Annotated in this window: 22 protein-coding genes; 10 read left to right on the plus strand and 12 right to left on the minus strand. The window is 43.5% G+C overall.

Annotation, left to right across the window (positions count from 1 at the left end):
• Positions 1 to 45 precede the first annotated feature (45 nt).
• The 3 genes from cdd to porU all read right to left on the minus strand — a co-directional run bounded on the left by cdd (position 46) and on the right by porU (position 5,666).
• Positions 46 to 528, minus strand: a complete 483-nt coding sequence (gene cdd, locus QM717_RS11040) for a cytidine deaminase (protein WP_415040111.1) — start codon at positions 526 to 528, stop codon at positions 46 to 48.
• A 72-nt stretch (positions 529 to 600) separates the two neighbouring features.
• Positions 601 to 1,803, minus strand: a complete 1,203-nt coding sequence (porV, locus tag QM717_RS11045) for a type IX secretion system outer membrane channel protein PorV (protein ID WP_415037524.1) — start codon at positions 1,801 to 1,803, stop codon at positions 601 to 603.
• 38 nt (positions 1,804 to 1,841) lie between these two features.
• Positions 1,842 to 5,666, minus strand: coding sequence for a type IX secretion system sortase PorU (gene porU, locus QM717_RS11050; protein WP_415037525.1), 3,825 nt, complete (start codon positions 5,664 to 5,666; stop codon positions 1,842 to 1,844).
• Between the two features lie 214 nt (positions 5,667 to 5,880).
• Here porU and gldJ point away from each other — a divergent pair, with 214 nt between their 5' ends.
• Positions 5,881 to 7,593 (plus strand): gliding motility lipoprotein GldJ, encoded by a 1,713-nt coding sequence (gene gldJ, locus QM717_RS11055; protein WP_415037526.1) that lies wholly within the window; start codon positions 5,881 to 5,883, stop codon positions 7,591 to 7,593.
• A 61-nt stretch (positions 7,594 to 7,654) separates the two neighbouring features.
• Positions 7,655 to 8,938 carry a UDP-N-acetylmuramoyl-tripeptide--D-alanyl-D-alanine ligase gene (locus QM717_RS11060; RefSeq protein ID WP_415037527.1) on the plus strand — a complete coding sequence of 428 codons (1,284 nt, stop codon included), beginning with the start codon at positions 7,655 to 7,657 and terminating at the stop codon, positions 8,936 to 8,938.
• Positions 8,939 to 9,068: 130 nt separating this feature from the next.
• On the opposite strand, the gene QM717_RS11065 is transcribed toward QM717_RS11060, so the two are convergent.
• From QM717_RS11065 to QM717_RS11085, 5 genes are all read right to left on the minus strand, one after another.
• Positions 9,069 to 9,884 (minus strand): helix-turn-helix domain-containing protein, encoded by an 816-nt coding sequence (locus QM717_RS11065; RefSeq protein ID WP_415040113.1) that lies wholly within the window; start codon positions 9,882 to 9,884, stop codon positions 9,069 to 9,071.
• A 65-nt stretch (positions 9,885 to 9,949) separates the two neighbouring features.
• Positions 9,950 to 10,945 (minus strand): SDR family NAD(P)-dependent oxidoreductase, encoded by a 996-nt coding sequence (locus QM717_RS11070; protein ID WP_415037528.1) that lies wholly within the window; start codon positions 10,943 to 10,945, stop codon positions 9,950 to 9,952.
• 1,135 nt (positions 10,946 to 12,080) lie between these two features.
• A complete protein-coding gene (locus QM717_RS11075) occupies positions 12,081 to 12,512 on the minus strand; it encodes a nuclear transport factor 2 family protein (protein WP_415037529.1) in 432 nt (143 codons plus the stop codon).
• Between the two features lie 12 nt (positions 12,513 to 12,524).
• Positions 12,525 to 13,007: an SRPBCC family protein gene (locus QM717_RS11080; protein ID WP_415037530.1), complete on the minus strand. Its 483-nt coding sequence runs from the start codon at positions 13,005 to 13,007 to the stop codon at positions 12,525 to 12,527.
• 27 nt (positions 13,008 to 13,034) lie between these two features.
• The gene (locus QM717_RS11085; protein ID WP_415037531.1) at positions 13,035 to 13,373 is read right to left on the minus strand and encodes an ArsR/SmtB family transcription factor; all 339 of its coding nucleotides are present in this window, start codon (positions 13,371 to 13,373) and stop codon (positions 13,035 to 13,037) included.
• Between the two features lie 316 nt (positions 13,374 to 13,689).
• Here QM717_RS11085 and QM717_RS11090 point away from each other — a divergent pair, with 316 nt between their 5' ends.
• From QM717_RS11090 to QM717_RS11115, 6 genes are all read left to right on the plus strand, one after another.
• A complete protein-coding gene (locus tag QM717_RS11090; protein ID WP_415037532.1) occupies positions 13,690 to 14,448 on the plus strand; it encodes a hypothetical protein in 759 nt (252 codons plus the stop codon).
• 1 nt (position 14,449) lies between these two features.
• Positions 14,450 to 14,845, plus strand: a complete 396-nt coding sequence (locus QM717_RS11095) for a DUF5675 family protein (protein ID WP_415037533.1) — start codon at positions 14,450 to 14,452, stop codon at positions 14,843 to 14,845.
• A gap of 10 nt (positions 14,846 to 14,855) precedes the next feature.
• Entirely contained in the window at positions 14,856 to 15,107 is a 252-nt protein-coding gene (locus QM717_RS11100) for a hypothetical protein (protein WP_415037534.1), read from the plus strand.
• Positions 15,097 to 15,273: a hypothetical protein gene (locus QM717_RS11105; protein ID WP_415037535.1), complete on the plus strand. Its 177-nt coding sequence runs from the start codon at positions 15,097 to 15,099 to the stop codon at positions 15,271 to 15,273. Before QM717_RS11100 ends, QM717_RS11105 begins: the two co-directional genes overlap by 11 nt.
• 248 nt (positions 15,274 to 15,521) lie before the next feature.
• Entirely contained in the window at positions 15,522 to 15,971 is a 450-nt protein-coding gene (locus tag QM717_RS11110) for a response regulator (protein WP_415037536.1), read from the plus strand.
• Between the two features lie 269 nt (positions 15,972 to 16,240).
• On the plus strand, positions 16,241 to 16,999 hold the full coding sequence (locus QM717_RS11115; RefSeq protein ID WP_415037537.1) for a hypothetical protein: 759 nt from the start codon (positions 16,241 to 16,243) through the stop codon (positions 16,997 to 16,999).
• A gap of 59 nt (positions 17,000 to 17,058) precedes the next feature.
• Here the strand turns inward: QM717_RS11115 and QM717_RS11120 are convergent, their stop codons facing one another.
• Positions 17,059 to 18,513, minus strand: a complete 1,455-nt coding sequence (locus QM717_RS11120; RefSeq protein WP_415037538.1) for a Fic family protein — start codon at positions 18,511 to 18,513, stop codon at positions 17,059 to 17,061.
• A gap of 66 nt (positions 18,514 to 18,579) precedes the next feature.
• On the minus strand, positions 18,580 to 18,948 hold the full coding sequence (locus tag QM717_RS11125; RefSeq protein ID WP_415040115.1) for a helix-turn-helix domain-containing protein: 369 nt from the start codon (positions 18,946 to 18,948) through the stop codon (positions 18,580 to 18,582).
• A gap of 154 nt (positions 18,949 to 19,102) precedes the next feature.
• Between QM717_RS11125 and QM717_RS11130 the strand changes: the two genes are divergently transcribed.
• Together QM717_RS11130 and QM717_RS11135 are read left to right on the plus strand one after the other, a co-directional pair.
• Entirely contained in the window at positions 19,103 to 20,800 is a 1,698-nt protein-coding gene (locus tag QM717_RS11130; protein ID WP_415037539.1) for a hypothetical protein, read from the plus strand.
• Between the two features lie 3 nt (positions 20,801 to 20,803).
• Positions 20,804 to 21,142 carry a hypothetical protein gene (locus tag QM717_RS11135; protein ID WP_415037540.1) on the plus strand — a complete coding sequence of 113 codons (339 nt, stop codon included), beginning with the start codon at positions 20,804 to 20,806 and terminating at the stop codon, positions 21,140 to 21,142.
• On the opposite strand, the gene QM717_RS11140 is transcribed toward QM717_RS11135, so the two are convergent.
• Positions 21,139 to 21,561, minus strand: coding sequence for a DUF6943 family protein (locus QM717_RS11140; protein ID WP_415037541.1), 423 nt, complete (start codon positions 21,559 to 21,561; stop codon positions 21,139 to 21,141). The two genes, QM717_RS11135 and QM717_RS11140, sit on opposite strands and share 4 nt — an antisense overlap.
• A 579-nt stretch (positions 21,562 to 22,140) precedes the next feature.
• On the minus strand, positions 22,141 to 22,296 hold the full coding sequence (locus QM717_RS11145) for a hypothetical protein (RefSeq protein WP_415037542.1): 156 nt from the start codon (positions 22,294 to 22,296) through the stop codon (positions 22,141 to 22,143).
• Positions 22,297 to 22,510: the final 214 nt, after the last annotated feature.

A 22,510-nucleotide genomic window follows, 5' to 3' on the forward strand; every position in this document is an offset into this window, starting at 1 on the left:
TTCTATTTTTCGCGCAATCAAAAAAGTCAAGACCAGTTCGCCAATTTAAAGGAAATTCTTGTCGAAGGTCAGCGGCAGTAAATTTTTGAGCGAATCCGATTTGTAAATGTTGCCCGTTTCGCCCATGAAATAAATCTCGATCGGGTAATCCTGCTTGAATTCGTATTCGGCGATCGATTGTCTGCAGGCGCCGCAGGGTGGAATGGGAGCGGTTGTTGGATTGTTGTCCGAGGCTGCGGAAATCGCCATTTTGACAATCTTGGCTTCGGGGTAATTCGAACCCGCGTGGAAAATCGCCGTTCGTTCGGCGCAAAGACCCGATGGATAGGCGGCATTCTCCTGGTTCGAACCCAGTACGACTGTTCCGTTGTCCAACAGCAAGGCGGCACCCACGCGGAATTGCGAATAGGGTGCATAGGCTTTTTTGCGGATTTCAACAGCTTTCGCCATCAAATCTTGGATGTCGGTTGGTAACTCGCCTAGGTTTTCAAAGACTGAAAAGGTGGTTTTGATCGTGATTTCGTTCATTTCGTTACAAGGGAAAAAAAATCCAAATCTCATGGTTGAAATTTGGATTCTTTAGTTAGTATTTGTCAAATTCTAATATTCGTCATATTTGTCCCCGAAGGCAAAACTGAGCGAGAAGCGCAAGGTGTTTTCCAATGGGTTTTTCACTTTAGAAGCAGAGAACAGGTACGATACGTCTACTTTTACGATGTTGTATTTGAAACCGGCACCGAGCGAGAAGAATCTTCTGGCTCCTTTCTCCGGGCTTTCGTTGAAGTAACCCAGACGGAACGCAAACGAATCCTGGTACATGTATTCGGCGCCTACCGCATAGGTGAATTCTTTGAGTTCTTCGCTGAAACCGTCCGGCGCGTCGCCAAAGGATTTGAAGATGCCCGAGGTCCAGCCGATGCTTTCGTAGTCTTCGATGTTTTTCTGACGGGCCAATGGTCGGTCGTCGTCGTCGATCACGCCATCGCCGTTGTAATCTTGGTTGTAATCGATTTCCTGCGGGGTCGGCACCAACAATTTGGTTACCTCAAGGTTCAATGCCACTTTGTTGTAATCGTCGAGAATGAAATCGAACGCACCACCGAGTCTCATGTTGGCCGGGAGGAAGTTCGAGTTGTCGTCGTTCTCATCGGTGTCGTAGCTGATCTTCGGACCGAGGTTCTGGAAGTTGAAACCGAGTTTGTATTTTCCGTTGAATTCGCTGAAGGCAATTTCTTCCGATTGGTAATAACCCGCGATGTCAACCGCAAATGAACTGGCTGGTTTGGCATCCCCGCCATTTTCATCCGGAATTTTGAGTGCAGAACGAATGTAACGCCCAGCCACACCCATCGAGAAATGATCGCTCAATTTCAAAGAGTACGACACGTCGAATGCCAATTCATTCGGCTTTACGACGCGGGGTTGTTCTTCATAGGTTTTACGCAATTCGATTTCGCCCAAACCAAAATAACGCAAGCTCGCTGCAAATGCGTTTCTTTCGTTGAATCGGTTGTAGAAGGTCATTTGCGCCAGGGAAATGTCGTTGACGATATCGGTCAGGTAAGGCGTGTAGCTCACAGAACCTCCGAATTTCTCCGAAGCAAAAGCGTATTTTGCAGGGTTGTATTGTTGTGAAAAAGCGTCCGGTGAAGTAGCAACACCCTGGTCGCCCATACTCGCCGATCGGGCGTCTGCGGCAACCAATAAGAAAGGAACCCCGGTGGTGATTACCCTGTCGGCTTCCTGTGCCTTGGCGAACTGCGCTGCTGTAAAACAAATTAATAATAAAGCAATTTTTTTCATTCTAGAATTTTAAATAATTGGACAAATATAGTATTTTCTTAAAGGATTACAAGTTTCTCGTATTTATGTGTCTTGCTGTTGGTGAGCATCGACCGTACCGTCAGTTTATAAATGTAGACGCCTTTCCCGATTTTATCGCCAAAATCATCCTTGCCATCCCAACTGATTTCGCGTGAAAGGAAACCTTCGGTCACAACGGTCTGGTTTTTTGTCCAGACCACTTTTCCGGTGATGGTCAATACCTGCACCTGCACTTCGAGCGGTTCGAACGGTTTGTTGTGCGTAAACCAGAATTGGGTGTAATTGACAAACGGATTCGGGTAATTCAATACATTGCTGATCGTGATTTTATCATCGCCGACCACGATAAACTGGATTTCGGCCGTGACCAAATTGTTGTAGACGTCCCATGCCTTGAATGTAATGGTGTGTAGTCCCAGCGCCAAATTGCGGAACGGATACTTGAGTTTGCCTTTCTTGTAATTGTCGAGTTCGGTTTCGTAATAATCGTTGAGCTTGTACGGATTGCTTTCATCGCCGTCCAAAATCGCCACGATGTCGTGCCCGATTCCGCTGGCCGTGTTGATGCCGTTTTCGTCTTCAAGGAATGCCAGGAACAAAGGCGACTGGTTGGTGATGCCGCCCGAAACGAAATTGGTGTCGTTCATGTACAATTTGACCGTCGGCCCGATGTTGTCCGGTGGTGCATTCTCGTTGATGCCGCCCACTTTGATCGTCGTATCGAAACCGGTTTTGTCGAGCAGGATCTGGTTGCGTTTGCCGTAAAAACTCACACGTCCGTTTCCGACAGGAATCGTGATGTCTCTTGGTACCACAAACCCAAATTCGAACTGGCCGTTGGCCACGCTCGCATTGCCCTTGAAAATGGTTTCGCCCAAGGCGGTGAATGGCATGAATGGTCCGCCCACGGCATCGGCGCCGTCGTTGCGCAGTGTTTGTCGGTTGAGTTGCTTGTCGAAAATCTGTACGGCCAATTCGCCATTATAGTTGGGCATCGGGTTGTCGGCCTCGTCGACCACTTCGCCCGAAAGCGTCACGAAAGACAGTGCTTTCAAATCGTCGATCGGTCCGGTGATGGGCATGCCGTTGACTTTGGTCAGCCTGATTTTTGGTTTGGGGACCGCGAGCATCAAGGCCGGATCGCCAAGGTAGAACACGATTCGCGTCGGTCCTGCAAAATCGTTTTTGGCCAGACGAAGCGCTTCGGCAATCGAGACGTATTCATTCGATCCATACGAAAACAGGTATTGGGCCAGCTTGTCGTTGAAAGACTGTCCGGTAGGTTGGGCAATCGCACGAACCGTCGTGATCATCGATATCGCGCCGCCGGTCGGGTTCAGGTAAGTGTATTCGCCGGCAGTCGGTCGCATCGGATTGTCGAACCTCGAGAACTCGCAAGTGATCGTGATGAACAAAGGATAACGGTAACGGTTGAACAGGTTCTGTCCGTCTGACTTTTCATAGATGCGCTCCTGCGATAAACCATCTTCGCCGCCGTGTCCGAGGTAATTGAATACCAAACCGCCGCGTTCAAAGGCATTGAACAAATCCTGTCTGGCTTTTGGGTAACGGTCGCCGCCCGAAGATGTTTCCTGTACGTAAGCGTCGAGGAAAATCTTGTTGGCATTGATGAATGGCTTTTCGGCAACGATGCGGTCGGCCAGGACATTTTGGTATTGCTGCAACTGCGCGTCGCCCGAAGAATCGGCGCTCGGGTCGTCGGCAATCGAAACGTAATTGTTTCTCCAGCTTCCATACGATTTGATGTCGTGGTAGTCGATGACCTTTTGCACGAGTTGTTCGGCCTGCAAATTGGAACTTGCGATCATGCGTCCCACGGCAATATCGGCGGTGCCTTCAAAAGAGTCGACATAGCCTTCGTTGTCATCCATGAGCGTAAAGAAATCATCCGAACAGAAAGAGCTTTCCAGGGTCGTGTAGCTGTCGAGCGCATGGTAAATCGGGACAAAATTCGAAAACACCGAAATGCGGTTCTTGAAATCATACGAAGCATCGCCAAACAGGTTCAGGTATTTGACCTTGTTGCCGTTCGGGGCGTTGAAATACACATAGCGCATGAAGTTCCGGATGGCGCCGATGTCTTGTTTTCCCGATGAGAATTCTTGGTAAATGGCCTCGAGTGCCACGACTTTGACCTTCATTCCGGAATAATTGCGGTGAAAGTTGGCCAGTTTTTCGGCTTGTGGCGTAAAGGCGTAAGGCGCAACGATGACATAATCCACATCCTGCAATTGTCCTTGCGAATTGAGGAAGATGCTGCCCTTGAGGTTCTGGTTGATCACGCGCGGCTGTGCATCGGCAAGCGGTAGATAGACATCGGCCAGGTCGACGGCGAGGTATTTGCGCAGTTCGCCGAATTCGGCCTTGAAGGCAAAAGTGCCTTGTCCGTTGTTCTCGACTTTGGTTACGTCATAGATGTTGGTGATGTCCCAAACCTGGCTAATGCCGCCGGCATTGGTCAATTGGTATTCGCCAAATTGATCGCTGGTGGCAGATGCGTCGTATTGGAAACGGAATTGCTTGCCATAACCGCGAAGGTTGCGTTTGGACTTGATCATGATGTAATCGAGGTACGCTTTCGAATTCGGTACACCATTATTGTTGTAGGTCAGTTTGACCAAGACGTTTTCTGTGGCAGGGAAAGTGGTCGTCAGTTCTTTTACTTTGGCCACGGTGTTGTCGGTGAGCCCGTCGACTACCATGGTGCCGACCTGCTGGCCGTTGACATCTACCTTGAACGAAGTGGCAGCCAAGGCGACCGCCCCGGTAAAGACATTGATTGTGGCGGGTTCGGATGTAACGACGTTGGGAATGTTGAAAACAAAATCCTGCGTGTTGTCGACACTGAATTCTTCGCCAAACCAACGGCGGCCCAATCGGCCCAGGTTGTACAAATCTACTTCGTGGTATTGGTAATTGTCAAACGTGGTGACCGGTACTGTGGCGGTCGGGGGTTGCGGCATGGGCTGGATGCGTTTGCCGTCGCCGCCCTGTACGGTAATATAATAATAGGACTTGTCGGTGTAAAGGTTGTTGGTGGTTTTGCTGTCTTCATTCCAGTTGTCGACGCCTTCGGCATAGAACAGGATGAAGTCGTTGTCGTTGAAAAAACCATCGGTTTCACCCGAAACCTGGATGGCGTTTTCGGCCAGGTCGAATGGGTAGGGCACATTGTTCCTGAGTGGAACCATGCGTCCGCCATTGCCATAAATCTTGATTTTCCGCGGATCGATGATGTTCGGGTTCATGCCCAATTGTTGCAGGAACGATTTGTTGATCAGGTAGACGCCCGACTTCACGACATAAAATCGGAACCATTCGCCGGTGGCCAACACCGAATTGGAAATGGCGCTGACATTGCTCGGGGCCATCGCACGCGCGGGGCTTGGGTTGAAACTATAGGTGAACGATTTTATTTTTTTGAAACCTGATCCGTCCTTAATTATAGGGGAGAGCGTAATCAAAACCGACAATTTCTCGCGTGCCTGCAGGTTGACCAGCGTTGCGTTGATTTTGGTAGGGATGGCGGATGTCGACAGGTTGCCGAGTTGGGCTGCGGTGAGGGTTTCGTAAACCACATCGGTGATTTGCAGCGATTTTTCGTCTATTTTGGCGGTTTGTGGAATCTTAATCCTGAAGGAAAGGGCTTTGGCGGCCGCATCATAGGCGTAATTTTCAGGGTTAAAATGGGGGAGGGTGACTTTGGATTCGCCAATGATTTCGATTCTGTTTTCGGTCCAGTTAATGGCAATATTTCCCCTTTGTTGTGCAAAAGAAAACCAGGAAAAAAGGACCAAAAAGAATGTTAATGTTTTTTTCATCAGATATAAGTAACGCCGTTTAAAACGAAATATTACGGGGGAGTAAAAATAAATTATTTCATGTAATTCTATATAATATTTGTTTTAATTTTGCGTTGTTGCTCAAAGAATTCATTAATAACAGCAGGCTGATTTAATATTATTTTAAAAAAGGTGTTGCAATGTAAAGGTTAATTATTATATTGCGCCACGAAATTTATTACCTACTAAACGTATGAAAGTAAACAAGATTATGGCTGGCAAACTCTTACTATCACTGGTAATTGTGTTTGGTTTAACTGTAACAAGCTGCAGTAAAGGATCCAGCTCAAAAAATTCATCAACTGCTACAGGTTGGAAAATCAACGACAAAAAAGGGGGTTTCCAATACGCTTCTAATTTCAAGAAGCAAGCTACCGGACCCGGTTTGGTTATGGTAGAAGGCGGTACATTTACTATGGGTAAGGTTCAGGATGACGTGATGCACGACTGGAACAACTCGCCAAACCAGCAACACGTACAGTCTTTCTACATGGATGAGACAGAGGTGACCAACCTCATGTACATGGAATATTTGGATTGGCTCAAAAGAGTATTCCCGCCAGATCAAGAAAACTATAAAAACATCTACGAAGGTGCTTCGCCAGATACACTCGTTTGGAGAAACCGTTTGGGTTACAACGAGACGATGACCAACAACTACTTGCGTCACCCAGCATACGCAAGCTATCCGGTGGTTGGTGTCAACTGGATCCAGGCTGTTGAATTCAGCAAATGGAGAACAGATCGTGTCAACGAAAACACACTCGAACAACAAGGCTACTTGAAGAAAGACGCCAAAGTAACCCAGGTGAGTGCTGACAAAACATTCAGCACCGAAACCTATTTGGCTGCACCAACCAAAACCATGGGTGGTGACGAGGAAATCGTACTCAAAGGAAGAAGAAATTCAAAAGCCAAACCAGGCAAAGCCGATAAAGACGGAAACGTTAAAGAAGCTAAAAATGTATACGCACAGCGTTCATCTGGTTTGATTTTGCCGGAATACCGCCTCCCAACCGAAGCAGAGTGGGAATATGCCGCCGCTGCCGACGTAGGACAACGTGAATACAACATCTACAAAGGTCAAAAGAAATACCCTTGGTCTGGTAGCTACACCCGTTCAGGAAAACGTCAGGTACGTGGTGACCAATTGGCTAACTTCAAGCAAGGAAAAGGAGATTACGGTGGAATCGCAGGTTGGTCTGACGACGGTGCCGACATCACCAACAAAGTAAAATCGTATCCGCCAAACGACTTCGGATTGTATGACATGGCTGGTAACGTAGCAGAATGGGTTGCCGACGTCTATCGTCCAATCGTTGACGACGAGGCAAGTGACTTCAACTACTACAGGGGTAACGTCTACACCAAAAACAAAATTGGTGAAGATGGTAAAGCCGAAATCGTAACGGCTGAAACCCAAGTGTTCGATACTTTGTCAAACGGTAGAATCATCGCTAGAAACTTCCCGGGCGAAATCGCTCAGGTTCCGGTTGATGAAAAAGAAACTTACTTGCGTCAAAACTTCGACAAATCAGACAACAGAAACTACCGCGATGGTGACAAGCAGTCTACGCGTTATTTCAAATTCGGTGGAGCCGAGGAAGAAGACAACCCTAAAACCAAAGAAGCGCACAGAATGTACGATTCACCGGTTCACAACGTGTCAACAGACAGTTTGGGCGGAATGGTTAGAAAGTATGACAAGTCTTCGAAAAGAACCACTTTGGTCAACGACAACGTTCGTGTTTACAAAGGAGGTTCTTGGAGAGACCGCGCTTACTGGCTCGACCCTGCACAAAGAAGATACTTCCCGCAGGATATGGCCACCGACTACATCGGTTTCCGTTGCGCGATGTCGAGGGTAGGTCCTAAAGCCGACAAAAAGAAAAGACCGAGAAACTAATTTTTCACGATATTCATAAAAGCCCTTTCATTAGGGCTTTTATTTTTTAAACCCGTTCCTGATGGATATCCAACACCTGCACCGCTTATTCCTGCAATGCACTTCCGTATCGATCGATACACGTAAGATAGAACCGAATTCCTTATTTGTGGCCATCAAAGGCGAACGCTTCGACGCCAATACTTTTGCCCAAGAAGCGCTCGAGAAAGGCGCGTCCTACGTGGTCATCGACAACGCAGATTACCAGATTGATGCACGCACCATTTTGGTTTCCGACAGCTTGACGGCCTTGCAGGAACTTGCCCAATTCCATCGTACTTATTTGAAACTGCCAATCGTTGCACTGACCGGCAGCAACGGAAAAACCACGACCAAGGAATTGATCAACGCCGTGCTGTCCCAAAAGTTCCAAACCAAAGCCACGGTCGGCAACCTGAACAACCACATCGGTGTGCCGTTGACTTTGTTGTCTTTCAATGCACAAACCGAGATCGGCATCGTCGAAATGGGCGCCAACCACCAAAAAGAAATCGAATTCCTGTGCGGAATCGCCCAGCCCGATTTTGGTTACATCACCAATTTCGGCAAGGCGCATCTCGAAGGTTTCGGAGGTGTCGAAGGCGTCATCAAAGGCAAAAGCGAAATGTATACGTATTTATCGGTCAATGATAAAATGGCGTTCGTCAATCTCGAAGATGCAATTCAAGTAGAGAAAACGGCCAACATGAAAAAGTTCACGTTTGGTTTGCAAAAGTCAAATGCCGATGTCAGTATTACTTCCATCAGCGCCAATCCATTTGTACAAATCCATTACGAAACGACTTCCATCCAATCGCATTTGATCGGATTGTACAACGCCAACAACATCAACGCGGCGATAGCCATCGGGAAATATTTTGGCGTGACCGATCAGGCCATCCAAAACGGGATTGAAAACTACATCCCCGAAAACAACCGCTCGCAATTGCTCACCAAAGGCAGCAACGAAATCATCCTTGATGCCTACAACGCCAACCCAAGCAGTATGGCCGTGGCGATTGAAAATTTCCTCCAGCTCGGCAAGGACCAGAAAGTGCTGTTTCTGGGCGACATGTTTGAGCTCGGACAGGAAAGCCTGCACGAGCACAAAAACATTGTCGGTTTGCTTTCCCATCAGGGACAGGCGAACTGTTATTTTATCGGGAAGGATTTTTATGCCAATAAGACCGATCAGCCGAATTTCCATTTCTTTGAAACCTTCGACGAACTGGCGGCACATCTAAAACAAACGGCTTTTGAAAACAAAACGATTCTGATCAAAGGTTCGCGGGGCATGGCCTTGGAACGGATTCTAGAATTTTTGTAGTTTTCTGGGCGTTGCGCTTCCTGCGGTCGCGCCGGGCTTTTCGCTCTATCTTTTGCAAAGAAGCGCAGCGGAGTTGCAAAAGGATGCCGCTGCACCCGAGGCCCGTGGCCGAACTGACCGGAGGTAATCCCTAACGCGCAAGATTCCCAATCAACTGCGTCGGGCTGTAGCCAAAATGTTTTTTGAACGCAAACGAAAAATGCGATAGGTTTTCAAAGCCCACTTCGTAGCAAACATCGATTGGTTTTTTGTTCTTTTCGACAAATTGGTAATGCGCCAGTTCGAGTCGTTTTTGTGTAAGCCAACGTTGCGGAGTTGTACGGAATATTTTGTTGAAGTCCCTTTTGAATGTGGTCAGGCTGCGGCCCGTGAGGTAACTGAATTTTTCCAAAGGAAGGTTGAACATGAAATGCTGGTCCATAAAGCGGGCCAAATCTACTTTTCCGGGTTCTTCAAAATTGGCCAGTACGTTATCGATTCCGGGATCGATGCTGCGCAGGATGCTGATGGCTTCGGTTATCTTTAACGAAGCGATGTTTTCGGGGAGCGACTGCAGGTCGAAATAAGGCACCACCGAGGACAGGAAACTCTCGAGCAACGGATGGTTGCTGTAACGGTAAATTTTCTGTACGCCGACCGGATTGGAAGCCGTTGTGACCTTGGCATAAAAATCCCGGAGCCTTGCGGAGGTAAGATGCATGACCACCGTTTGGTGCGGCTCCCCGTTCTCAGGGTAATTGATGATGGTCGCCAGTTGGTTCCTCGGAATCAGGAAAATATCCCCTTTTTTGAAAAGGTACGTAGCGTCTGCCTGCACAATCTTGGTTTGGCCCGAGAGGAACCATACCAGCATGTGGTGCTCAAACATGATGTCCGACTTGAAGAATTTATCGTCGTAGCAGGACAGCTTGATGTCATCGGTGATGTATTTGGCCTGGTATTCCATATCTGGTTTGGATGGACTTGTCATGCAAAAATAAAAAATTGAATGAAACAATTCGCTGTCGTCGGTCAGTCTGCGTCGAAGGTGATTCCAGTCCAGTGCTCGCTCAATGACCACAGTTTCATCGCATGGGCTTGGTCCAAGGAATCAGGTCTCACGCCCGGCGTTACCTCGGGACCGTTGGCCAATGCAGCAATATTCGAATCTTCGCAATACACACCGCCAATGGAGTCGAGCAACGGACTCGTCGCGCACCAAACAGTTGTTGCCGCACCTTGCGGGATGGTCTTGAGCGAAGCGGCCACCTCGGGAAGCAATTGGCCATCGGTATCACAGAAACCCATCTGTTGGAACAATTCCAGTGAAGCTTCCCTGGCCAGTTCCGTACCGCCGATCGACCCCGGATTGAGCGCATAAACATTCACTTGGTGTTGCTTGGCCTTGGCATCGAGCGCGACAGTAAATAAATTCATCGCTGTTTTGGATTGACCGTATCCGCTCAGGGTTTCATAGTCACGGTGCAGGAAATGCGGGTCCTCGAAATCGAACGGGGCGAACTGGTGTCCCTGCGAGGATACATTGACCACCCTGGCGCCTTTTGCTTTCTTGAGTGCGGGCCAAAGCCTTGCGGTCAATTGGAAGTGCGCCAAATGGTTGGTCGCCAATTGGGATTCGATACCGCGGCTGTCCCTGCGCAGCGGCACCCACATGATGCCGGCATTGTTGATGAGCAAATGCAACGGCCTTCCGGATGCGATAAATTTCTGCGCGAATGCATCGATGGATTGCAAATCCATTAAATCCATGAATTCCAATTCGACATTGGCCAGGCCGTTCAAGTTTTTTCTTGCCTTTTCGATGTCCCTGGCTGGAACGACTACTGTAGCTCCGGCATGGGCCAGCACTTTGGTCGTTTCCAAGCCGATACCCGAATTGCCGCCGGTTACGATTGCGATTTTTCCCGTAAGATCGATCCCGTTGATGACTTCGCTTGCGGTAGAATTGGCGTTGAATCCTGAATGGATGGGGTGTTGTTGTTCCCCTTGAAAATTGTCTGGTCTCATAATTAAAAAAATTAATTGTTTTATGCAGACAAAATTAGGCAGGCCATAGGTGCAGGACTTTGTTTAAAAGTCCGATTTTACTTTGTTTAAAAGTCCAGTTTTTTGATTTTCGGAAACTTGGAAAAGGGGATGGGTTGATTTTGGGAGGGATTGGCTGCGCTGTTCTCGTTTGGGGTTGCCTTGTACAAAAGCCAAAATTATTGGACGATTACAATTTGGAAGTATTTTGGGAGGCATTAGCTGCGCTGTTCCATTTGGAGAGGATTTGCGTGAAAGCCAAAATTACTGGGGGCGATTACAATTTTGGAAGTATTTTAGGAGGGATTAGCTGCGCTGTTCCCGTTTGGAGTTGCCTTGCACGAAAGCCAAAATCGCTGGGGCGATTTTGCTTTTTTTATTTCCAAACGTGTTTACGAAAGTTCACTTTCGACATACTTATTGGAAATAAAAAAGTCGAAAACTTGCGTTTTCGACTTTCGTGGGCGATGAGGGATTCGAACCTAACGGCTAAACCCGCTTATATCAATACTTTCTAAAGTTTAAAGTCTCAGGGTCTCGATTTTGCACCTCGGCAGGCAGCAAACATCACTAAATCTTATGGTGTAAATTTACTGATTAGTAACGCATTATCCAAATGAATTGGTAAGAACTACACTAAAAAATGAATGGGTTTCCGAAGTGTTCAAGGATTCAGGAGACGCATATTTTCTCCGCTTTTGGCATTTATCGGAATTACCCAAATATAGTCTTCTCAACCTGTTCAATATTTAATCCCGTGTATTCACAGAATTCGCGTATAGTGACAAACTTTACGGCTTTATTTAGGTTCTCTGCGATCTCATGCAACAGTCTAAGACTTTGGCGATAGCTTTGACCCGTAACGAGTTCTACGTCGTTTGTGGTGATGCATATACGCCTTCCCATAGTTTTCATACTTTAACCATACCTTTGACTAGGCTTTGAGTTTCTTCAAAGTACTAGTTTCCATTTCTAAGAACTGGTCAAAAATAAGAAAAATTGTAGTTAGTTCGGCAATGGTAAATTTAGGATTGCTTACCTTTGATTATAACCACTATCCCATTCTTCTTATTTTAATCTGATTAGTTAAGATCGCGTCGAGAACTATTTCTTATGATTATTTTTTAAACATTAAATAAGAAGTCAGCTTACTTATTTTGCCGTTGGTGAAATGAAATACATCACAAAAAACTGCATCAAGTTTGTTGCCGTCTTTAAACTTAGCTTTTACTGTCCCTTCGGCAATTACAATATTACCTTCCTCAACAAGCCTAATTATTTTAATGTCTGGATGGCCTTCAGCATTAGGATTTTCGATCTCTTTATCGAACGCAGCCTTGCCATGGTGAAGATAATAGCCCGGTAGTTCCCAAATCACATCATCCGTTAAACACGATAATATTTTTTGATGGTCTGTTGCACGAAAGCCATCCATGTATTTTTCTACAATTTGTTTTTGCTCACTCATTTCGTTACTTTTTGTTATAGGATTATTGCACGATGTGAAAATTAATGCTGCTAATGTCAAGGAGATAATTATCTTTTTCATTGTTGTTTGCTATTAATTAAGTATCGAATTCAGATTGTCCAGCATTTGTAGCCAACTTGGATATGCTCCAGTTTTTTTAGCTAATTCCTGTGAGACAGTTTGATGAAGCTGAAGTTTAGTTTTTCCATCAACTTCCGTAAGCGTCACAGTTACTAGTGTTGCGCCCGGCCATTCGCTATCCATTCCAATATCAACCGGATTTATCGGATTACCAATTTCATCAGCATTGACCATCGTAAAAACCAATTTTGAATTTGGAATCACCTCTATATATTCCCCAATGCACCAACAATCTCCATATTGTGGATTTGAAATACACGAATGAAATTTTCCTCCAGTCTTCACTTCAATATGATTAAAGGAAATTGCGCAACCTTCGGGTGCGTACCATTTCATTAGCTTTTCAGGATCCGTCCAAGCTTGAAAAACTTTTTCGATTCTTGCGTTAAAAGTTTCTTCTATAAATACCTCATTGATATTTCTCTGATTTTCCATTACTTATTTTTTTAAATTAATCATTTGTTATCGTAAATTCTTTTCTGATTTTACATCCTGCTCCTCAACTAATGTCTTCAACGCTTTCAGTTTTCCTGCCCAAATTTTCTGATATTGTTGAACCCATTCGTGGACTTCATTTAACTTTTCAAGTTTCGCTTCGCATAAACGTTCGCGACCAGATTGCTTTATGCTCAATAAGCCACACTCCGAAAGAATTTTTAGATGTAATGAAATGGCCTGTCGGGTAACATCAAACTTCTCAGCTATGGCATTAACAGTAATCGGCTGCTGCGCTATAATTCCTATAATTTCTCTCCTCGTTGGGTCGGCTATTGCCTGATAAACATCTCTTCTGGTTTCCATAAAATGCAAGTATATGCTTGCAAATATATAAGCAAGCATATACTTGCGCAAATTTTTAACACAAATGTTAGTAGCTACTATTTCTCTGCGAACAAATTTCTTATAGGTAATTGCAAATATTTATTTGACAATTGACGCGCCAATTTTGCTGAATGCTGCCAATTTTGTCGGTTTGGTAATTCTGGTACATGGGTAGCTTTTTTATGTTGCGTATTAGTGCAAGTTTTGTTCTCGAATCAGTCGAAGTTATGTTGCAACGATAATCGAAATGAGGAGCGAGAATGAAAATGAGTATTAATCGTAAAATGTAGAAATTATGGCTAGACAGACTGGCATAATCAAGCTGAAGGGAACCATTGGTGGTATGACCTTTTACAAGACTTCCGCAGACGGGCACCTGGTGCGCGAGAAAGGCGGAATTGAGAAAAGCAGAATCGAGAGTGATCCTGCATTTCAGAGAACGCGCGAGAACGGCGCGGAGTTCGGGCGAGCCGGAAAGGCTGGCAAGATGCTCAGAACGGCGCTGCGAGCCTTGCTAATTAATTCTGCGGACAGCAGAATGGTAAGCAGGCTGACGCAGAAAATGGTAAAAGTAATCCAAGCGGATTTGGTGAACGAAAGAGGACTGCGAAACGTGATTGACGGCGAAGCCGAATTGCTTTTGGGTTTTGAGTTCAACCTGCGCGGAAAACTTGGAACTACCTTGTATGCACCATTTGTTGGCGCGATCGACAGGGTAAGTGGTGAAATTACGGTTGACCTTGCGCCGTTTGTCCCGGCAAACATGATTGTTGCGCCATCGGGAACGACACACTACAAAATTATCTCCGGCGGTGCCGAGATTGATTTTGAGAATGAGGTTTTCACGGTGGCCACATCTGAAACGGCAATTTTGCCTTGGGATGCTACACCGACCGTAGCGGTGAGCCACACGAACCAAGTTACGGCCGCGAGTACCAAGCCGCTGTTTTTAGCACTTGGGATTGAGTTCTATCAAGAAGTGAATGGCGCAATGTACCCGTTGAAAAACGGTGCATTTAACCCGCTCGCTTTGGTAACCGTAAGCGGCTTGTAAAATGGTGCTTATCCTGAAAAGGAACTATTTCCCGGACGGAACAAACGGAAAACTCGAATGCGAAGGCAAGCTGATCTGTAACACGATCGAGCTGCCGTGGAAAATGAATGAGCGAAGAGTTTCCTGCGTTCCCGAAGGGAAATATTTTTTAAGGAAGCGGTACTCGAAGAAGTACCAGTGGCACATCGAGGTTTTGAACGTGAAAGGCAGAAGCAGCATACTATTTCATCCGGCCAACAACGCCATGAAGGAATTGAACGGTTGCATTGCACCGGTGACAAAAATTTCGGGAGCCGGTTTAGGGCTGATGTCACGCAAAGCCTGTACGACCGTGAAAGCTTTAGTTTACAAAGGTTTAGAAAATAATGAGAAAGTAGTTTTAATCATTCAATCTTAAATTGATCATCATGAAAATCACAGAAAGGGCGCAAGCGCCTACGCCAAAATTTTTTAAGTTGCTTCGCACCATCGGGCTTGCGATGCTCGCCGTTAGCGGCGCATTGCTTACTGCGCCGGTGGCTTTGCCAGCGGTGATCGTAACTGTTGCAGGTTACACGGCGGTAGCCGGTGGCGTTTTATCAGCAGTAAGCCAAATTACCGTTGAGGACACTGCCAAGAATTTGCCTGAAGTCGAAAACAATGCACGCGATGGAAGCTAACATTTCACTCAAGACCGGAACCGCAGCCGGAACGCTGCTCAGTGTCATTCCCAATTTACATTCGGAAGATATTTTGAAAACGGTCGTGTTAGCGGTAATTGGTGCGATTGTAAGTTTTACGGCTACACTAATTTTGAAGATGCTCACGAAAGTGAGAAAGAAATAATCCGGATTTGATTGGTAACCTTTACTGGATTTATTAAGCCCGCCATTGGCGGGTTTTTTAATTATTTGGAACAAAAAGCATTAATATTCAGATACGTAATCTAATTTAAACTATCTTTACAAAATTATTAACCCTCTCAGGGATGTAAAACAATCGTTTATCGATTTACAAAGCTTATATTATTTATATAAACATTGCAGATTTTTAAATTCTTGCCTTTATGTTTTTGACATATAAATTTTATAGCGATGGACAACCAGCAGTCGATAAATTTAAGACACATATATTTAGCTGATGACGATCCGGATGACAGGCAAATGTTTTCTGAAGCTCTTTCTATAGTCAATTCGGCTACTAAATTATTTACTTCTGAAGATGGTCTTCAATTGATGGATGCTCTATATGTTCCCCCGTTTCCATTACCCGATATCATATTTTTAGATATCAATATGCCTAAGCAGACTGGGTTAGAGTGCCTATCGGCAATTCGGCGACACAATCATTTACAAAATCTGGTAATTGTTATGTTGACTACAAGCAATAGCTATTTAGATATGGAAACTGCCTTTACGGCAGGTGCATCGGGTTATTGCGTGAAATGCAACTCTTTTGAAGGTTTGAAAAAAATGATTGCAAAAGTTTTAGATATAGATTGGCGTGTTTACGAGGTAAGTAAAAGCAATTTTATGTTAAGTTAAGAATTTAGTTACTAAACCGTAATTTTCGGATTATCAAAGCCTGTGAGATGCAGGCTTTTTTGTTGAAAAATATTTGAAGATGAAAAAAGAAAATTATTTTGAATTGCATACATTTGTTTCACGAGGTGTTTTTGGTGTGCCTGCTCGTTCGTGCAAAGATTTTATCAACCAATAATTAGAGATAATATAACCTTCGAAGCTTATTATCCTACCAAAGTATACGAACGCAAAATCCCAGGATAATAATCTTTGAATTAAAGGATTATATTATGAATTCTATTGACTACTTCAAACTTCAAGCAAAAAATCTTTACAGAGATTTTAAGACCCAAACCCCTGTCGCTGACAAATCGAAAGGCGGTTTTAAGTACGACTATTCGCGGACGTACTTTCAAATTTATGATATCATTTCGGACTTCGGTATCGATGAAGACAATTTCACTCTTATGAATGCACAGCACGTTATTGCTAAAATAGCGGGCTTTGACAAATGGACTACCCTCATAAAAACTGAGGCATCAGAATTGGAACTTGCGAAATTACTATTTGAGCATCAAGATAAAATTGATTCAATTGCCTGGGATTTTTACATTGCCGACTGTCAAGCTATGAATGAAGAAGAACTCGACGCAGAAACTCAAGTAGAAATATTTAAACAAGTCGTTATTGAAGACTATATTTTTGACATGGAAATAGATTGCTATCTTATAACGGACGATGTTAGGCAGATTATTAGGGAAATCGAGCAAGAAGATAATGATGAATCTCAAATTATGGAAAAAGAAAGTGATCGCACAAATATCTCTATTAGCTGTGGTAAAACCACGGACAGTTTCGAGAAATTGCAGAAATTGTGTCGGGAAGAAGCAGATAAACTATCAAAAACTATTACAATTTCTAATCAGGAAACTATCTCAGTTCCTTTTTGGACATCCAACTTTCCAGAACTAATTGGTGTTGGAAAGTTCAGTCGGAATGAAAGTGGATCAGTTGTATACACTTTTAATTTTGACGAAACAACATTGTAAACCCAGCTAGTTTTAAAAATGTGACAAAGCCCGATTCATTAAGAATCGGGCTTTTAATTTTATATTTCACTAGCTATTTGGGCAATAGTTACTGTCAAAATATTTTCTAAATGTGCTCTAATGTTCTTCTCTTTCGACGGAATATCGTCTTTAATAGAGATAACATGAGGTTTAATGTCTAACGGTATTGTAGTGTCCCGATCTTCATCAGACAAGATTCCTTTAAACTCTAAAAAAGCGCCAATTGCCATTACACTGTCATCATAGCCAAAGTGATGTAAAGTGATGCCTAACTCATATCGTTTACTGTCAAATTCGATTCCAAATTTAAAATATGCTTTTGGCAAAATTCGGTTAAAATAATAGTCATGTTTTTTTGCGTAACCAACAATTTGCTCATAGTAGTAGTGTTGCTTTGTGGTATCATCTGGTCTTCCACTACCAATATATAGCGATATTTCATCATCAAAGTCCAATTCCAAACGATGCTTATATTCATTTAAAAAAGTTGAACAATAGTCAAATATCTGCATTCGATTCGTTGCTAATAACTCTTGATGTTGTTGTTCCTTTTCTTTTTGCTTTGTAACTATTTTTTGCTTCAGTATGGATGTTACGTGATCAAGTGAAGTGCTATCTACTTCTTTTATGTTCAAAGCTTCTTCTATATTTCTTTTTTGTATCTCAGCAAAATATGTTATCAATTTTTGAGGCTCATCTAAATCAGCTTCTTCTAAGGCTTGTATATACCTAACTTTTGCCTCTTCCCGTAGTACTGTAATCGGGAAAAGATTATTCTTTATAAATATAAGACTAGCAATAAGCCTTACAACTCTGCCATTTCCATCTTGAAATGGATGAATTGTAGTAAAAGCATGATGAACCCAAGTTGCAATAATTAATGGGTTGACATTTTCATCATTTAGTTTATTGTAAATGGCTATTAAATTATCCATTTCGGCACCAACATGTTCTGGAGAACAATATAAATATTTGACACCATCTCTTTCGGGATTGTTTTCGAGTTGTTTGAATCTGCCTTTTAAAAGTGGAGTGTTAACCTTATTTCCAAATTGATCAAATGCCTCTACATATTCCTGATGACGAGTTACCAATTGATGTAATTCGCAGATAAAGCTAATTGTTAATGGTCGATTCTCTCTTACAATGTCAAAAACAAGGTCAACTGCGTCTAGATGATCCTGAAGATGATTTAGAAGAGTTTGTTTTGGAATGTTAGTGTCATTGTGACTTACCAGTGACGAAATAAATCCTTCGTTAATTAACGTTTCTGTCACTCCCTTGTCAATATCATACATTCGTTCGACAACACCAGTCTCAATTGCGTGACGTCTCTTTAATTTACTAAGAAATTCATCATACTCTTTCGAGTTAGCTTGTAGCACTTCTCTCCTAGCAAACCAAGATGGTGCTATGTCATCTAATAAGGACGTGTCGGAATTTTTCCAGTTGTCTGTAAACTCGATATGTTTCCAAAGTCTTTTAACCTCCATGTTATTTTATTTAAAATACAGATAAAAAAAGGCCGAAATTCGGCCAAATAAGTTTATCAATTTTGACTACTTACTACGTTTTTCAGCGTCTAGTAATCTTTCATAAAGCTTTTTATTTTCTTCATAGGCTTCTATAAGCTTATCTAAAGGGTTGAAAGTACAGTTTGTGTTGAACCCACTGCTGTGATCGTGGAAGCTATTAAAATAAGTAATTACATTTTCTTCTGAAAAATTCTTAATTGCATCTGGACTAACCCCAAGTGCCTTCGCCACCTCAACCAATTTATCCTCATCAATTGTCTCGCTATTTTCCATCAAAGAAATTGCCTGCTGATTTGTACCCATTGCCTGGGCGAGCGCTTCCTGTTTCATATCACGTAGTTCGCGGATACGGCTGATTTTTCGTCCTATGTGGTTTTTTGTTGGTGTCATAATTCAAAAGTAATAAATGTTTTTGGAACGCTGTAAATGTAAGATACGTGTAGCATACAGAACAAAATGATACGGTACAGAAAACGGTCTTTCTTACTTGCAGTGATTTAACAAAAATACAATTTTTCAGATATGTTTCACGTCAAAATTAAGAATTATGTACCACAACTATTTAATTTCAAAGAATCATCCGCAACAAGCGGAACTTGAAAAAGCTATTGAACTGATAATGGCGTTTTCTGCCGTTCGTACCATTTATTTTTCGCCACACGTCGAGGAAGATCTCAACGCCGGTATCATCTTAATCATAATCGGTGAGGATAGTCCGCACGCCTGGGACGACCTCAATGAAAATTATTGGAAAGTGTTTGAAGATTTCCCGCAATTTTCTTTCCGGATTTTCAGTGCCCAATGGGTTAAGGGTGAATTGAAAGACGGCAATCCGTTCTTTGCTGTGCACTGCACTAAAAACAGTTTGGTTTACAGCACTGCGGAAACCAACGAATTTAGTTACGTCGAGAAATTAAAGCCGAGACGGTTTTTAAAGAAAGCAAAAAGTGAATTTGACAAAGAAGATAATTCGGCTTTTATTCTTGGACTAAACCTCAAATATTACCAAAGGCAGGAAGACCATTTACAGGCGGCGTATAACATTCACCAAAATATCCGATGGCTGTTAATTGCGGCTTCAAACTTTCTTACCGGCGAATATCTTGTCGAGCACGATTTAAAAGTGCATCAAAATCATGTTGGCAAATTTTCTAAAGCATTGGCCAAGACGTTCGACGATCAAAATGAAAAGGAAATAAAGTTGCTGGAACTGCTTAACGAAGCCTGCTGCTGTGTGCAAAATGGCCACGATATGCCGGAACTTACAAAAGAAATTATCGACGCTGCCGAAGCCAAGAAGGATTGGGTAAATTTTGAAGTCAGTAGGCTTTTCAAAGAATGTATTTGTCGTTGCCAATATGAATTTTCACGCACCAAAAGTCCGCTTATTACGATTGACCAAGCTGAACCGCTAAAACTCATTACGCAAATCGTTGCGGAATCTGTTGCCATTTCCGCGCTTTATTGTATCGGTCAGCGCAATGTCAGCCGGTCGGCTGCAAACGTTCTTTTGGAAACCAATGCCGTTGATTTTCAAAACACCCACTATTACCTTTTCTTGATTGTCAAAGATTTCCAGTCCCATGTTCCCGGAAATATTTCGTTTAAGATTAAATCCCAGACCGATGGACGATGCACGGCAACGGTAATCATGCAATCTAAGAAATCACTGATGCAGCAAAAAGGCGACCAACAACATTTTTTCTATCAGATCATGCAACGTGGTCAGCTGTTATTCCAGGAAACTTTGAAGCCGCCATTTTTGCCATTTGAAGAAATTCCGGTTAGAAATATTCCATCGGCAAGTATTTACTGGGCACAACGTGATAAAACCAAAACATTTCTGATGGAAGCCGAGGCACTCGACGGCGGCGGTGCTACAAAGATTCATGTTTACTTAATGAGTCTTGTGATTGAGCAGACCTGTCTCGGTCTGATCCGAATTTTCCTCGGTTACATGCCGAATCATTTTACACTGCCTTACCTTTTTGAACTTTGTGAATATTTTACGCCACTAACGGCTGAGATTTTTCCGCGAACTACTGATAAAGACAAGGAGCTTTTAAGGATTTTGTCAGGGCGCACAACGTCGCTTCGCTACGGCTGTATTGATGATGTTTCCTACCACGACTATGAAGTCTTGAATAATCGATATTATGAATTTGTCGAACGGGCTGATAAGCTAGCGGTCGCAGAACTTGAAAGGCTTGAACCGGTTAAAGTAAATAATGATCAAAATGATTGACTGATGGAAGAGAAAATAAAAACTATTGAAGAATTAAAGGACGTTGCAGCAAATTCGTTTGTTGTGGTAAAGCCATCAAAGCATCGCAAAGGAAACGGAAAGGTGAGTATTCCGATAAATAGCTATGCTGAACTGAGTTGGTATATAATCGATGTCCTTAAAGTGTCAGTTGCCGCTTTAGAAGCGGACAGCGAAGGTGTTGGGAATGTGCGTAATATCCCGTGCGCTGTTAGCGGTGTTCTGGAAAAAATAATTGAGATTATTCCATTGGAAGAAATGGACCTCTTGGATAAAATCCGTGCGATGCTTCCAGAAGAGGAATCCGAACAACAGCAGGACTAAATCCTGGTGTATGTGTGTAAAATTGCAGCGCGCATTTCTTTTATTAGCGCAATATTTTTTGAAAACTCTATTTCTTTTTCCTCTAACAGATTTAACGCCTGGACATTCTTTATGTGCTGGGCGTAACTATTTTGTAATGCTTCGCCTTTTGCTATGAATTGAGGCTTAAACTCGTGAAGCCTTAAAAACAAGACTACGGAACCTACCAAATAATAACGCCAAAACTTTGACTGCCAAAGGCTGTATGCAAGCCAGTAGTTATTTTCTTTTTCTTGTTCGCTTGTAAATTCCAATACAAAGCAATTCGGGCACGATTGCACTAACGGCTTACCGCTATTATAACCTTTTGATAGAATAAAGAAATGCGGTTTTTCGTAATTGTTTTTCGGATTGTGTGTCTTGATGTTGATTTTCTGCATGGCTTTGATGTTTAAATTTGACTTTTTCAAAAGAAAAAAATGAAAAAAAGAAAGGCATCCATCAAGGCGGAGATTTCAAATAAGAGCGGTTTTAAAATCAAAATACTACCCGGTTTATTTAGGGGATGGCTGTAAGCGGAAAACGACGTTAAACTTTGAGATTGTTTGTGCGTGTGCGAAATTGTAGGGTGGAGATTTTTATTTTAACCCGTAGGGCTTGAACCGAATGTTTTGAAATCGCAGCTTATCTTCGCTTTCTTTTATTTGTTTTTTGGAATGCTCCGATTACGTTCCGGTGACGACGATGTTTCTGGGGCAATCTAACACCCCGAAGCACCGCAGAAAAATAAATGTAGCCTGCGGAATTTATTTTTTGAGGAGCGCCCGGCGGTGTTGCGGCAATTGACCCGCCACCGCAGGACGGGAACGCAACGGAGCTTGCGAAGTGGAGAGAAGTACTGCGAGCGTGAAACGGCGGGGAAAAAATTAACGACTGGCCACAGCGTGGCCTAACCTTGATTTAGGGCAAAGCGCAGCGGAGCCAACCCCGATGGCGCGGGCAAGGCGGCAACCGCCCAATTAACAAGCGGCGGCAGACATAAACACGGCAACTGTAGCCTGCGGAAGTTGTGGTGTTATGGATGCAGAGCCGCGACGAACGACGAAATGAGCCGTGTGAAGACCACGACGAAAAAAGGCAAATGCAAAGTGCTTCTTTTTAAAAGCTTTTTGCATTTGCCTTTTTGAGTGTACTGCGGAACGGAAGGAGGCACGACTGACTGGAGCAGCGTGGCGGAACTAAGGTGAATGAGGAGAGAGACCGATTGATTGCCCGTATCTTTTCCATGATTTTTTCTAGCAATAATCTTCTTGTCGTTGAGTAATTTAGAACATAACTATTCAATTTTTCAACATGCAGAGCTGCCGTCTTATTATTGCAAACAAATTT

This window comes from Flavobacterium sp., assembly GCF_047602195.1.
GTDB lineage: Bacteria > Bacteroidota > Bacteroidia > Flavobacteriales > Flavobacteriaceae > Flavobacterium.

Bases quoted from the DNA above. Each gene is read 5' to 3' on its own strand.
- cdd (WP_415040111.1), bottom strand. From the start codon at position 528: ATGAACGAAATCACGATCAAAACCACCTTTTCAGTCTTTGAAAACCTA.
- porV (WP_415037524.1), bottom strand. From the start codon at position 1,803: ATGAAAAAAATTGCTTTATTATTAATTTGTTTTACAGCAGCGCAGTTC.
- porU (WP_415037525.1), bottom strand. From the start codon at position 5,666: ATGAAAAAAACATTAACATTCTTTTTGGTCCTTTTTTCCTGGTTTTCT.
- gldJ (WP_415037526.1), top strand. From the start codon at position 5,881: ATGAAAGTAAACAAGATTATGGCTGGCAAACTCTTACTATCACTGGTA.
- QM717_RS11060 (WP_415037527.1), top strand. From the start codon at position 7,655: ATGGATATCCAACACCTGCACCGCTTATTCCTGCAATGCACTTCCGTA.
- QM717_RS11065 (WP_415040113.1), bottom strand. From the start codon at position 9,884: ATGGAATACCAGGCCAAATACATCACCGATGACATCAAGCTGTCCTGC.
- QM717_RS11070 (WP_415037528.1), bottom strand. From the start codon at position 10,945: ATGAGACCAGACAATTTTCAAGGGGAACAACAACACCCCATCCATTCA.
- QM717_RS11075 (WP_415037529.1), bottom strand. From the start codon at position 12,512: ATGAAAAAGATAATTATCTCCTTGACATTAGCAGCATTAATTTTCACA.
- QM717_RS11080 (WP_415037530.1), bottom strand. From the start codon at position 13,007: ATGGAAAATCAGAGAAATATCAATGAGGTATTTATAGAAGAAACTTTT.
- QM717_RS11085 (WP_415037531.1), bottom strand. From the start codon at position 13,373: ATGGAAACCAGAAGAGATGTTTATCAGGCAATAGCCGACCCAACGAGG.
- QM717_RS11090 (WP_415037532.1), top strand. From the start codon at position 13,690: ATGGCTAGACAGACTGGCATAATCAAGCTGAAGGGAACCATTGGTGGT.
- QM717_RS11095 (WP_415037533.1), top strand. From the start codon at position 14,450: ATGGTGCTTATCCTGAAAAGGAACTATTTCCCGGACGGAACAAACGGA.
- QM717_RS11100 (WP_415037534.1), top strand. From the start codon at position 14,856: ATGAAAATCACAGAAAGGGCGCAAGCGCCTACGCCAAAATTTTTTAAG.
- QM717_RS11105 (WP_415037535.1), top strand. From the start codon at position 15,097: ATGGAAGCTAACATTTCACTCAAGACCGGAACCGCAGCCGGAACGCTG.
- QM717_RS11110 (WP_415037536.1), top strand. From the start codon at position 15,522: ATGGACAACCAGCAGTCGATAAATTTAAGACACATATATTTAGCTGAT.
- QM717_RS11115 (WP_415037537.1), top strand. From the start codon at position 16,241: ATGAATTCTATTGACTACTTCAAACTTCAAGCAAAAAATCTTTACAGA.
- QM717_RS11120 (WP_415037538.1), bottom strand. From the start codon at position 18,513: ATGGAGGTTAAAAGACTTTGGAAACATATCGAGTTTACAGACAACTGG.
- QM717_RS11130 (WP_415037539.1), top strand. From the start codon at position 19,103: ATGTACCACAACTATTTAATTTCAAAGAATCATCCGCAACAAGCGGAA.
- QM717_RS11135 (WP_415037540.1), top strand. From the start codon at position 20,804: ATGGAAGAGAAAATAAAAACTATTGAAGAATTAAAGGACGTTGCAGCA.
- QM717_RS11140 (WP_415037541.1), bottom strand. From the start codon at position 21,561: ATGCAGAAAATCAACATCAAGACACACAATCCGAAAAACAATTACGAA.
- QM717_RS11145 (WP_415037542.1), bottom strand. From the start codon at position 22,296: ATGCAAAAAGCTTTTAAAAAGAAGCACTTTGCATTTGCCTTTTTTCGT.